The 12,091-nt window shown below is 61.6% G+C and carries 14 protein-coding genes and 1 riboswitch; of the genes, 4 read left to right on the top strand and 10 right to left on the bottom strand.

Features of this window, described 5'->3' with window-relative positions; genetic code table 11:
• On the top strand, positions 1-488 hold a 488-nt coding region (locus AAC083_RS04365), incomplete at its 5' end, for a solute carrier family 23 protein (protein ID WP_181364641.1).
• 102 nt (positions 489-590) lie between these two features.
• On the top strand, positions 591-1,307 hold the full coding sequence (locus tag AAC083_RS04360; RefSeq protein WP_108535921.1) for a lipoyl protein ligase domain-containing protein: 717 nt from the start codon (positions 591-593) through the stop codon (positions 1,305-1,307).
• Positions 1,308-1,385: 78 nt separating this feature from the next.
• Here the strand turns inward: AAC083_RS04360 and AAC083_RS04355 are convergent, their stop codons facing one another.
• A complete protein-coding gene (locus AAC083_RS04355; RefSeq protein WP_108535920.1) occupies positions 1,386-2,762 on the bottom strand; it encodes an alanine/glycine:cation symporter family protein in 1,377 nt (458 codons plus the stop codon).
• Positions 2,763-2,881: 119 nt separating this feature from the next.
• Positions 2,882-2,997, bottom strand: a riboswitch (glycine riboswitch).
• A gap of 507 nt (positions 2,998-3,504) precedes the next feature.
• On the opposite strand from AAC083_RS04355, the gene AAC083_RS04350 reads away from it, so the two are divergent.
• Positions 3,505-4,656 carry a type III PLP-dependent enzyme gene (locus AAC083_RS04350; protein ID WP_108535919.1) on the top strand — a complete coding sequence of 384 codons (1,152 nt, stop codon included), beginning with the start codon at positions 3,505-3,507 and terminating at the stop codon, positions 4,654-4,656.
• 81 nt (positions 4,657-4,737) lie between these two features.
• On the opposite strand, the gene AAC083_RS04345 is transcribed toward AAC083_RS04350, so the two are convergent.
• The 3 genes from AAC083_RS04345 to yfcD form a co-directional block, all read right to left on the bottom strand.
• Positions 4,738-5,706 carry a calcium/sodium antiporter gene (locus tag AAC083_RS04345; RefSeq protein ID WP_108535918.1) on the bottom strand — a complete coding sequence of 323 codons (969 nt, stop codon included), beginning with the start codon at positions 5,704-5,706 and terminating at the stop codon, positions 4,738-4,740.
• A gap of 123 nt (positions 5,707-5,829) precedes the next feature.
• Complete coding sequence (locus AAC083_RS04340) at positions 5,830-6,303, bottom strand: peroxiredoxin (protein ID WP_042038253.1); 474 nt, start codon at positions 6,301-6,303, stop codon at positions 5,830-5,832.
• 354 nt (positions 6,304-6,657) lie between these two features.
• Entirely contained in the window at positions 6,658-7,140 is a 483-nt protein-coding gene (gene yfcD / locus AAC083_RS04335; protein ID WP_042038372.1) for an NUDIX hydrolase YfcD, read from the bottom strand.
• Between the two features lie 211 nt (positions 7,141-7,351).
• Here yfcD and AAC083_RS04330 point away from each other — a divergent pair, with 211 nt between their 5' ends.
• Positions 7,352-7,570 carry a DUF1107 family protein gene (locus AAC083_RS04330; RefSeq protein WP_042038252.1) on the top strand — a complete coding sequence of 73 codons (219 nt, stop codon included), beginning with the start codon at positions 7,352-7,354 and terminating at the stop codon, positions 7,568-7,570.
• Between the two features lie 52 nt (positions 7,571-7,622).
• Here the strand turns inward: AAC083_RS04330 and AAC083_RS04325 are convergent, their stop codons facing one another.
• The 6 genes from AAC083_RS04325 to AAC083_RS04300 form a co-directional block, all read right to left on the bottom strand.
• Positions 7,623-7,937 (bottom strand): DUF2845 domain-containing protein, encoded by a 315-nt coding sequence (locus tag AAC083_RS04325; protein WP_108535916.1) that lies wholly within the window; start codon positions 7,935-7,937, stop codon positions 7,623-7,625.
• Positions 7,934-8,947, bottom strand: coding sequence for an ABC transporter permease (locus AAC083_RS04320; protein WP_108535915.1), 1,014 nt, complete (start codon positions 8,945-8,947; stop codon positions 7,934-7,936). The genes AAC083_RS04325 and AAC083_RS04320 overlap by 4 nt, the downstream gene beginning before the upstream one ends.
• A gap of 70 nt (positions 8,948-9,017) precedes the next feature.
• The gene (locus AAC083_RS04315; protein WP_108535914.1) at positions 9,018-9,899 is read right to left on the bottom strand and encodes an ABC transporter ATP-binding protein; all 882 of its coding nucleotides are present in this window, start codon (positions 9,897-9,899) and stop codon (positions 9,018-9,020) included.
• A 154-nt stretch (positions 9,900-10,053) separates the two neighbouring features.
• Positions 10,054-10,665, bottom strand: coding sequence for an FKBP-type peptidyl-prolyl cis-trans isomerase (locus tag AAC083_RS04310; protein WP_042038246.1), 612 nt, complete (start codon positions 10,663-10,665; stop codon positions 10,054-10,056).
• A 181-nt stretch (positions 10,666-10,846) separates the two neighbouring features.
• The gene (locus tag AAC083_RS04305) at positions 10,847-11,593 is read right to left on the bottom strand and encodes a copper homeostasis protein CutC (RefSeq protein WP_108535913.1); all 747 of its coding nucleotides are present in this window, start codon (positions 11,591-11,593) and stop codon (positions 10,847-10,849) included.
• Positions 11,594-11,634: 41 nt separating this feature from the next.
• On the bottom strand, positions 11,635-12,091 hold a 457-nt coding region (locus tag AAC083_RS04300; RefSeq protein WP_146181574.1), incomplete at its 5' end, for an ROK family protein.

Here is a 12,091-nt window from a genome sequence, read left to right as displayed (position 1 = left end):
ATCTGGAACGTATCAAGGGCGGGGTACTGGCCGATGGCTGCAACTCCATGCTGGCTGCCCTGTTTGCAACCTTTCCCATGTCGACCTTCAGCCAGAACAACGGCGTCATCCAGCTGACCGGGGTGGCCAGTCGCCATATCGGCCTCTTTATCGCCGCCATGCTGGCCCTGCTCGGCCTGTTCCCCGCGGTCGCCAGCCTGGTGCAGCAGATCCCCGAGCCCGTGCTGGGCGGTGCGACCATCGTCATGTTCGGCACCATAGCCGCCGCCGGGGTACGCATCATCTCCCGCGAGGAGCTGGACAGACGCGCCCTGATGATCCTGGCGGTGTCGCTCGCCATGGGGCTGGGGGTCGCCCAGGTGCCGGAAGTGCTGCAACACCTGCCGGATCTGGCCAGAAGCGTGCTCTCCTACGGCGTCGCCACCGGCGGCCTCACCGCCATCGTGATGAACCTGCTGCTGCCAAAGCGCGAACAGCGTCACTCCTGAGACGTCATCAACCGATAGCAGACTCAAGCCCCGCACTGCGGGGCTTTACCTTGTCAGCCGCCACGGGTAGTGTGCTGAGCAGCCTTTTTTGAGGATGTCGCCATGCCCTATCGCCTGCTCTCTCTCCTCCCCGACACAGCTTCCCCCGCACAGATATTGGCCGAGGAGCAGCACTGGCTGCGCGACTGTGCCCGTGACGGCCAGCCCCGTGCCCACCTCTGGCAGGCCCCCCAATGCCTGATTGTCACCCGCAAGGATACCCGTCTGCCCCGTTACGCTGCCGCCTGCGAGCAGCTCGCCGCCGAAGGCTGGCCGGTGCATGTGCGCGACAGTGGCGGCACCGCCGTGCCCCACGGCGCTGGCATCCTCAACCTCTCCTTGTTACTGCCCCGTACCACCACCGATCTGGCTCACTACTACCGGCTGCTGGGGGCGCCGCTGCTGGCCCTGCTGGGGGAGTACGGCCTTGAGGGAAACTATGACTTCGTGCCCGGCTCCTTTTGCGATGGCCAGTACAATCTGGTGATCGGGGGGCGCAAGATCACCGGCACCGCCCAGCGCTGGCTGGCACCGGGGCAGGATCACGGCGGCGCCGTGCTGGCCCAGGCCATGCTGCTGGTGGCAGGAGATGTGGATGAGGGTACCCGGATGGCGAGCCGTTTCTATGCGCTGGCGGGTGCAGAGCTGCGCTTTGCGCCCGGCACCTCGACCACGCTGGCCCGCTGCATTGAGTGGCAGGGCAGCGACGCCGAGCTGGTCGACTGCGCTCAGTCGCGGCTGAAGGTGCTGCTGACCCGCGATCAGACACCCTCCCTCTGAGCAAGAATGAGCCCCTAACGCGCCATAAAAAAAGCCACGACCCGGGTCGTGGCGTTGGCTTTTTCGGTACAGATTAAATCAGGCCGTCTGCGGATCCGGCTCGGCTTCGCCATCCAGACCCCGGCTAAAGTAGGCGCGGGTTTCGGCGATAACCACATGGCGCAGGCCAATCAGGCCGATGAGGTTGGGCACCGCCATCAGGCCGTTGACGATGTCGGCCAGCAGCCAAATCATGTCCAGATGGAGGAAGGCGCCGCTCGCTACCAGCACCAGATAGATGAGACGATAGGGCTTGATCGCCTTGACCCCGAACAGATACTCGGTGCAGCGCTCGCCATAATAGTTCCAGCCGAGGATGGTGGTGAAGGCAAAGAACAGCAACCCTATGCTCACCAGATACTGGCCTATGTGGGCATCCAGCCCCTGGGCAAAGGCCTGGCTGGTCATGGCTGCGCCGCTCAAGTCCCCGCTCCACACCCCTGTCACCACCAGGGCCAGGCCGGTCATGGTGCAGATGATGATGGTGTCGATGAAGGTGCCCGTCATGGAAACCAGCCCCTGCTCCACGCAAGAATCTGTCTTGGCCGCCGCTGCCGCGATGGGGGCAGAGCCCAGCCCCGACTCATTGGAGAAGACCCCGCGCGCGACACCGGACTGGATCGCCAGCATAATGCTGGCGCCGACGAAGCCGCCGGTCGCCGCATGGCCGGTAAAGGCGCTCTCGATCACCAGCATCACGGCATCGGGCACGGCGCTCGCATTGTTCACCAGCACCCCCAGGCAAGCGACGATATAGAAGATCGCCATAAAGGGCACTACCTTGCTCGACACGCTGGAGATGGACTTGATACCCCCCAGGGTCACCAGTGCCACTATCAGGGTCAGCAGCACGGCCGTCACTTCACGGGGCACCGAGAAAGAGAGGCTCATGGCGTCGGAGATGGCGTTAACTTGCGGGAAGGTACCGATGCCGAAGAAGGCCACACCTATGCCGAACAGGGCGAACAGCTTGGCGAGCGGTTTGGAGCCAAGCCCCTTCTCCAGATAGTACATGGGGCCGCCCGCCATCTGGCCGTTGGCATCCTGTTCGCGGTATTTGACTGCCAGCAGGCATTCGGCGTACTTGGTGGCCATGCCGAACAGCGCCGCCATCCACATCCAGAACAGGGCGCCGGGGCCGCCGAGCTTGATGGCGGTGGCGACGCCGACGATGTTGCCGGTACCTATGGTGGCAGAGAGGGCGGTACACAGGGCACCAAAGCTGGAGACATCCCCCTGCTTGCCCTGCCCCTGATCGCGGCCAAACACCAACCGCAGGGCGAGCGGTAAGCGCACGACCTGAAGCAGACCCAAACGCAGGGTGAGATAGATACCGGTCCCGACCAGCAGGATCAGCAGGGGCGGACCCCAGATAAAGCTATCGATGGCGGTTAACGCCGATTGAATTGATGACATGCATCCTCCTTAAAAAACAAAGATTAAGGAGGAGAAGGATGATCTTCCCATAGGTGTCGCGATCGGCCAGAGGCGATCGGATGCGGGCTAAGCCAAAGTACAACCCAAAGTACAACCATCCCATCCCCTCTGTCCTTTTGCCTGAGAGTTTCCGGCGCCAGCCTGCCCTTGCGGGTAGTCATGGTGCCTTGCTCCTTCGGCGCCCGATCTAACGGGTCTCTCCAGAGTATCGTCCAGTAGCAGTCCACACCGGTTGCCCGGTACCTGAAAGATTCACTTCTTCGGTGGATGGTTGCCCATCGCTCTCCTGCTACCTTCATCCGAACTAGTTTGGATTAGGAAGCGGGCATGTTAATCCAAAAAATGTGAGCTGTCTCCCACTCGGCCGTCCGCTGCGCCGCTTTTTTTCCACCTCGGGCACCACAGTGAGGCATGTTATTTGTTTGTTAACTTTCAATGCTTTAACAAAGCCAGTTTGGGCATCCCGCGAGCCGGTTGCGCCACCAGGTCGCATATCAGGATGACCTGTCATCTCGACCAGAAAAACTTTCCAACATATCCAATCAAAATGCTTGCACAGAAACTCAATAGGCAGATAATTCCGCGCATAACTAAGCACTTTGCAATGGAGTTATGCATTGTGTCTGGTTGGTCCCTCCGGACCACTCGCCTGAGCCGGCCGCTGCCGTCTCAACAAACCAAGGCTAGGGCAAATCTGCCCCCTAAGGACTTTCAAAAGAGAATGAACGAAACCCTGATCGCACAAGACTACCGTCAGTTGGTTGAACAATTCGGCTCTCCCCTGCTGCTGCTCGACAAGGCAGCCATCCGCAAACAGTATCGGGCCCTGGCTGCCGCCCTGCCCGATGTGCGATTGCACTATGCACTCAAACCCCTGCCCCACGAGGCCGTGGTCTCTGTCTTGAAGGAAGAGGGGGCCTGTTTCGATCTGGCCACCAATGGCGAAGTGGATCTGGTGCGTAGCCAAGGGGTTCGCCCGGGACGCTGTATTCATACCCATCCCATCAAGCGCGACAGCGATATCCGTTATGCGCTGGAGTTCGGCTGCACCGTGTTTGTCTACGACAACCCGCTGGAGCTGGAGAAGTTCATTCCCTACAAGGACGAAGTGAAACTGCTGCTGCGGGTCAGCTTCCCGAACCCGGAGACCAAGGTCGACCTCTCCAAGAAGTTCGGCTGCACCCCGGAGCAAGCCCTGCCGCTGCTGCAACTGGCCCACGCCAAGGGCCTCAAGGTGATGGGGCTGTCGTTCCACGTCGGCTCCCAAGTGCCCCATGCCCGTCGCCATGTGCAAGCCATCGACGCCTGCCGCGAGATCATGGAGCAAGCCTGGGCGCTGGGGCTCAAGCCCTGGGTGCTGGATATCGGCGGCGGTTTTCCAGTTGACTATGAGGGCGGCGAATTCGATATCGACGGCTTCTGCGCCCCGATCCGCGAGGCGCTGGCCAAGTTGCCCGCTACCGTGCAAAAAATTGCCGAACCGGGCCGCTTTATCAGTGCACCGGCCATGACCTCGGTCTCCAGCGTGATGGGCAAGGCCCACCGCGGCGACAAGATCTGGTACTACCTGGATGACGGCCTATACGGCAGCTACAACGGTCAGCTCTACGACCACGTCACCTACCCGGTGAGCACTCCCTATGCCAGTGGCGAGCAGCACAATTCGGTGCTCTCCGGCCCCACCTGCGACAGTGTGGACGTGATCCGCGATGGCATCATGCTGCCTGACCTGGCTATCGGCGAGCTGGTGGTGGGCCGTGTGATGGGTGCCTACACCTGGGCCTCGGCCTCCACCTTCAACTTCTTCCCCAAGGCGAGCATCCTCATTCTGGACAGCAGCCAGAAAGGGAAAAAGCTGGTGGCGGTTGCCTGAGCAAACCGGCCAACAGACTCACCGAGCAAAAACAAGAGGGGGAAGCTTAAGCTTCCCCCTCTCTCATTTCACTGGCATCGGTCAGATAAACTGACTGGTCAGCAGCCAGCCGGTATAGGCGACGAAGCAGGCGAGCAGCACGCCCCCTTCCAGCCGGTTAATACGGCCTTGTCCCTTGCGGCCCAGACACATCACCAGCAGCAACAGGGTCAGCCCCATCATGACGGTCCAGTCACGGGTAAGCACCTCCGGTGCCACGTCGAGCGGGTGAATACCCGCCGCAATCCCGACTACCGCCAGGGTATTGAACAGGTTAGAACCGATCACGTTGCCCAGCGCCAGGTCGTGCTCATTCTTGCGAATAGCGATCAGGGACGACGCCAGCTCTGGCAGCGAGGTACCAATGGCAACGATAGTGAGACCTATCACCAGGTCGCTGATGCCAAATGCCTGAGCGATGGTCACCGCACCCCATACCAGCAAACGGGAAGCGCCGATCAGCAGCACCAACCCGACAATGAGCCAGAGAATGGCGCGCTTGAGGGACATCCCCTCGCTCTCGATATCCTCGGCGGTCTCCGCATCCAGCGCATCCCCCTTGCCACTCATGCCAGCCCAGATGGACCAGCCCATCAGACCAACAAACGCCACACCCAGAATGGCCGCATCCATCCGTCCCAAATGCCCATCGAGCAGCAGAGCACCGGAGAGCAGGGTAATGCCGAGCAGGATGGGGATCTCCTTGCGCACCACCTGAGAGGCCACAGCAATAGGGCTGATCAGGGCAGTCAGACCCAGGATCAAGGCAATATTGGTGATGTTGGAGCCATAGGCATTGCCGAGCGCCAACCCGGGATTGCCTTGGGAAGCCGCCAGCGCGGAGACCACCATCTCGGGGGCCGAGGTGCCAAAACCGATGATCACCATACCGATCAGCAGCGGCGGCATACCCGCATAACGGGCGGTCGCCGCAGCGCCGTCCACAAATTTATCTGCACTCCAGACCAGCAGCGCCAGTCCGGCAATCAGGGCAACAACAGCCAGGGTCATAACGTATCCATCCCATCGCCTGCAAACAACAGAGCCAGGCACAATGCCTGGCTCTGTCCAGAAGTGGCCAAGTGTAACGGGCCGACCTCCCATTTCAAGGGGAAATCAAACGGCGATGAACATTTACAGCGCCGCCAGCAGGCTCTCGGCAGCCGAGACCTCGAACTTGCCCGGTGCTTCCACGAACAGCTGCTCGACCACACCATCGTTGGCGATGAGGGCAAAACGCTGGGCGCGAATACCGCCGAAGGCCCCCGTCTCCTTGGCAAGGCCAAGCGCCCGTGTCCAGCTGCCGTCGCCATCGGCAAGCATGGTGATGGCGTCGGCATCTTGGGCCGCCTGCCACGCCTTCATCACGAAGGCATCATTGACCGACAGACAATAGAGGGCATCGACCCCCTTGGCCCTGAACTGGTCGGCCAGCGCCACATAACCGGGCAGGTGGGCGTTGGAACAGGTGGGGGTAAAGGCGCCCGGCACGGCAAACAGCACCACCTTCTTGCTGGCAAACAGGGCCTGGCTATCCTGAACCTGCTTGCCCTCCCGGGTGATGAAGGTGAACTCGCCCAAAGGCAGGGATTGGCCAATCGCTATCATGATCTCTCGTCCGTGGTGGAGGTAAGGAACCACAGTCTACCCCAGCCCATGCACGCGAGACACACCCCCATCAGCGCCGCCATTCGCACTAACCTTGAGCAGGTTCCACCAGCCCATAAGATCTCAATCAGAACCATTTAGATGGACTGGAGATTCGCCCCTCCGCCTTGCGCGAGCAGAACACACTGCCCCTGCCCGACGCCGCCGAGCGGTTTGCCGCCCAACAGGCCAATTCGCCCTTCGCCGGCTGAGCTGGCCGGGATCCCGAGCGACAGCCTGCGCCTCAGGCGGGTGTGACAATGCAAAACGGGCAGCCAGTGGCTGCCCGTTTTGCATGAGGAGATGAGAAGCGGTTTAACGCCTCGCCTGCCAGGTGGCAATGGCGAGCAGGGAGTCCGGGGTAAATTCGGTGGCGCGGGCGGCGATCTCGGCCTGGCTCATCCAGTGCACCTCGCTCACCTCTTCAGCCTGCAAGCGCAGCGGCCCCTGATAATGGCAGCTGTAGAGGCCACCCCAGACCCGATAGCCCTCCCCTTCGGCGTAGAAGCTGCCAAAGCCTTGCAGGGGGACATCCTCGATACCCAGCTCCTCGGCCAGCTCGCGCCGGGCGGCCGGTTCCATCTGCTCGCCCGTGGTCACGACGCCACCGGCGCAGGCATCCAGCATGCCGGGGCAGAAATCCTTGCTGAGGGTGCGCCGCTGCACCAGGATGCGATCCGCCTCGTCGAGCACCAGGATATAACTGGCGCGATGGCACAGGTTCTCCCGCCGCACCCTGGCGCGCTCGGCCACGCCAATCACCCGGTTATCCGCATCCACCACATCCACCCATTCCACGTGCAGGTCCTTTTGCTCATGTTGCTCAACTGACAGCAGTATATCGGGGTAAGGACTTGTCATGGCAGCACTTTTTTCAACATACGCCAGCAAATTCCCCCGTTCATCGACGCAGATCAAAGGATTCATAAAATCCCTCACCCCACTGTCATATCAGTGTCATCCGACGACGGCATAGTGTGCCCTGTCCAGGCAATCAGGGAACCTTGTGATGAAGGTGTTCAAGCAGTTATCCCCACGGCAGATCGCTCGCTACATCAAGAGCTTTCACCGAGGCTATTTTACCATCGAGTCGCTGGGGACATTTGAATTCAACGCGGGCAGGATCAACCTCCATGGCCTGACCTGCCGCCAACGGCTAAGGCTGGCTCGCCAGATCAATCAGGCCGTCAGCCAGCTTCGTCACAACGAGCCCTTGCCGGACATGTGAGTCAAAGGGCCTTGGCATACCGTCTGTTGTGCATCCATGCTTTGCCCGCCGGCTACTCGCCGCGCGGGCCATTTTCGATGTCGGTGACGACACCATTGCGCACTGTGACGAAACGCATGAACTCGTTCTTGCCGAAGTTGTAGGTCCAGCGCTCGCCAAATTTGACCTGCACCAGATTGCCCAGGTGGTTCACCTCATTGCGGCTGAGCTCCTCGCGCAGCATGGGCTCACCACACTTGAGAAGCATCTCGGCGGTGCTGTCCCCTTCGGTGATGAGGGCATTATTGCAACGCATTGCATCGGCGCTGGCCGGTATGCTCAGTAACAGCAGGGCCAGGACAACACCCAGGTTCAGATGTCGCTTCATTGGCTATTCCATTTAAACAGGGCACTGCCCAGGGTGAGACAACAGAGGGTAAACAACAGGATCCAGCCGAGAGGCGCGGCCACCTCGGCCCAGCCAGCCCCCTCCAGCATGACAGCACGGGCCGCCGTAATGATCTGGCTGAGCGGCAGCCAGGCCGCCAACTGTTGCAGCCAGACCGGCGCCCCTTCCAGCGAGAACCAGACCCCGGAGAGAAACATCATGGGCATGCTGATGACGTTGAGCAGGCCGCTCGCCAGCTCCTCGTTCTGGATCCGGGCAGCGATGAGCAAGCCCAGCGACGCCATGGCCGCGCCACCTGCCAGGGCGATCAGCAGCAGCAACCAGCCTGACCCGAGCAGGGGCACGCCAAGCAGCCAGTACGCGACCAGAAACACCAGCAGGCTCACCACCAGGGTGATCACAATGCGCGACAGCAACTGGGCACAGAGAAACTCGGCGGCAGAGAGCGGCGTGGCCCTCAGTCGCTTGAGCACACCGTTCTTGCGATAGCGGACTATGACGAAGCCCACCCCGAACAGGCCGGAAAACATCAGGTTCATGCCGATCACCCCGGGCAGCAGCCAGTCACCGTAGCGGATCGCCTGCCCGCTCAGGGTCTCCTTCACCAGCGGCCGGGAGATAGCCTGGCGCAACAGGTATTCGGCCATAGCGCCCTGGCTGGCGTCCGGGTTGACCCAGTAACGGTCCGAGCCGGGCGAGAGCAGCAGATCCAGCTGATGATGGCGCACCTTCAGCTGGCCCTTGCGCTCATCGCCATAAGGGATGAGCTTGAGCAGCGGAATGGCGTTCAGGGGGGCATAGGCCGCCGTCAGCTCGCCCACCACGCCCATCTGCACCAGCGGCTTGGGCGGGCCGGAGAAGATAAGAGAGAAACCGACCACCAGCAGCAACGGGAAGGCCAGGTTCCACACCAGGGCTGCCCTGTCGCGCACAAACTCCAGATTGCGGGCATAAAAAAGCGCACCGATCCGCTTGATGGCCCCCTTCATGTTTTGCTCCCCGGCCACGGCAAGGCTCGCGGGTAAGAAGGAGCCTCGACACGGCACCTCATGACTGCGTTCATGCGCCACTCCTCAGGCTATGGCCGGTCAGGTGCAAGAAGAGATCTTCCAAATTGGGGGATCGCACCTGCATGCCGGTCAGCGGCACCCCCAGACCCAGCAGTTGCGGCAACAGCAGCGCCACATCGGGACAAGTCAGCTCCACCTGATCGCCGTGGGGCAACAGTGGATAACCCAGGCTGGCGAGGGCCGGATGATCCGGCAGACGCACCAGCACCCCATCGAAGTGACGAGCCAGCAGGTCGGCCGGGGTATCCAGGCTGAGCAGATGGCCGTGATCGACGATGGCGATACGATCGCACAGCTGCTGCGCCTCGTCCATGTAGTGGGTGGTGAGCACCACCGTCTTGCCCTGGGCCTTGATCGCCTCGATGCGATGCCAGAAGTGGTGGCGGGCCTGGGGATCCAGCCCTGTGGTGGGTTCATCCAGAAACAGCAGCTCGGGATCGCCAAGCAGGGCCAGCGCCAGCAGCAGGCGCTGACGCTGGCCGCCGGAGAGCTTGCGGCTGTCCCGATCGATGAACTCGCCAAGGGCACACAGTTCGATGAGCTGCGCCTGGGGCAAGGGATTGGGATAGAGGCTGGCAAACAGGCGCAAGGTATCGCGCACCGTCAGAAAATCCTGCAGCGCCGTGTGCTGAAACTGGATGCCGATGCGGGAGCGGTAATCAGTGCCACGGGCGGCACCATGAAACAGGATCTGGCCGCTGTCCGGGGTGAGGATCCCCTCCAGCAACTCTATGGTGGTGGTCTTGCCTGCCCCGTTCGGACCGAGCAGGCCGAAACAGCACCCGGCGGGAATGGTAAAGCTGAGCCCGTCCACCGCCTTGACGCCGGGAAAGTGCTTGATGAGGTCAATGACTTCTATGATGGCAGCCATGCGTGTTTTCCAGAGTGACCGGGAACGCCAAGCACTGACTATATCCAAATCCCCCGCAAAGGCACATTGTCTATCGACGAGGGCCCGCCAGACAGGGTACACCTCAAACAGAAACAGCGACCCTGAGGTCGCCGTTTGCATCAAGCCAGCCGGATCACAGAATGTCCAGCAGCTCCACTTCGAATACCAGGGCTGAGTAGGGCGGGATAGAACCGGCACCACGGGCGCCATAGGCCAGATCCTGCGGAATGTAGAGCTTCCACTTGGAACCAACCGGCATCAGTTGCAGCGCTTCAACCCAACCGGCGATGACGCCGGTGACCGGGAATTCAGCCGGCTCGCCACGGGCAACCGAGCTGTCGAACACGCCACCGTGGGTGAAGGTACCGTGGTAGTGCACGCGCACGGACTGACCGGCTACCGGCACGGCGCCATTGCCTTCTACCATGACTTCGTATTGCAGACCGGAATCGGTCACCTTGACGTCGGCACGCTTGGCGTTGTCAGCCAGGAAGGCTTCGCCATCGGCGGCAGCAGCCTTGGCAACGGCTTCCTGCTCTTCCTGCATGCGAGCGGTGATCACCTGGAAGGCATCATTGATATCGTCACGGCTGACCGCGAACTCCAGACCATTCAGGGCATCTGCCAGACCTTGTTGCAGGGCCGGGATATCCAGACCAGCGAAGGCTTGCTGCGCCAGCTGATCACCCATATTGCGGCCGATGCCATAGCTGGCCTTCTGTTCGATAGCGTCGTATTGGGACATTGAGATGTTGCTCCAGATCCAAGTAATAAAGAGGCGGGATGATATCAGACTTTTTGGCGAGGTGCTGCCGGTGGCAGCCCTGATTTCCACGCCAGTGGGAGGAACTTCACACAAGAAGAGCAGGATCGCCGCCTATCGGCGGCGATCCTGTCAGGCACAATGACACACTGAACCTTTGGACTCAAACCACGCTTTCGGTGGCATCAGCGCGATCCAGCAGAGCCCGCACCGCTGCCACCTTGCCGGCGTCGGTGATATTGACCCGGCCGTCATCAGACGTGCCCATGTTCACCCCATGCGGTACCATGCCGCCACGCCAGCCCATACCGGACATATGCACCTCGCTCACCCCGGTGAACTCCAGGATGGTGCGCACGTTGTCGGCATTGACCCCGGCACCCGGCATCAGGCTGGCACGGCCCGCCAGCGCCTGCTGCATGGCCTGCAGGGTTTCCAGCCCCGCCAGCGCGGTCGGCGCATGACCCGAACTCAGGATGCGCTCGCAGCCGGCGGCGACGATCGTCTCCAGATCCAGCCGCCAGTCGGAGGATAGGTCAATGGCCCGATGGAAAGTCACACCGAGCGGCCCGGCCGCCTCCACCAGCTGGCACAGCTGGTCGGCGGGCACCCGCCCCTCTTGATCCAGCAGGCCAATGACCACCCCCTGCAACCCGGCTGCGCGGGCGGCAGCGATATCCACCAGCATCAGTTCAAACTCGGCGGCGCTGAAGCAAAAATCCCCGGCGCGGGGGCGGATCATGGCGTAAACAGGCACGTTGGCGTGGCGCGCGGCCAGCTGCATAAAACCATAAGAGGGGGTCAGGCCACCCAGCCCCAGCGCAGAGCAGAGCTCGATGCGATCCGCGCCTGCTTGCTGGGCGGTGAACAGGGATTCCAGGTTGTCGATACAAATTTCAAGACGGGTCATGATGACTCCTTTATTAGAGAGATCAGACAGCACATCTGATCTCATAAATTGAGCAAGGCCGCGCCGCGCACCCCGCCGGCGCCACCGAAGCGGGCCTGGCGGATCTCGGGCAGGGCGACACCGGGCAACAGATGGCCGGGCAGACGCAGCGGCAGCTGTTGGTACAGGGCAGGCAAGCCACTCAAGCCGCCCCCTAGCACCACCACCTCGGGATCAACCACAGAGATGGCGGTCGCGAGCCCGGCGGCCATGATCTCCAGCCAGCAGTCGACCGTGGCCACCGCATGGGGATCATGGGCCTCGAAGCGCCCCACTATCTGGTGACCGCTGGCACGCTGACCATGAAAATGGTGATAGAGCCGCTCCAGCCCGGTGCCGGATGCATAGGTTTCAAAACAGACCAGGCGGCCGCAGCCACAACGGGGACGAGGCAGGTCGGGATACTTCATCAACATGGTGGCTGGCAGCGGATAGTGACCTATTTCCCCCGCCAGCCAG

Origin of the sequence: Aeromonas sp. HMWF014 (assembly GCF_963878295.1) — a bacterium.
Lineage (GTDB): Bacteria > Pseudomonadota > Gammaproteobacteria > Enterobacterales > Aeromonadaceae > Aeromonas > Aeromonas popoffii.
The sequence above is the reverse complement of the archived record's forward strand: the minus strand, read 5'-3'. Positions and strand labels throughout refer to the sequence as shown.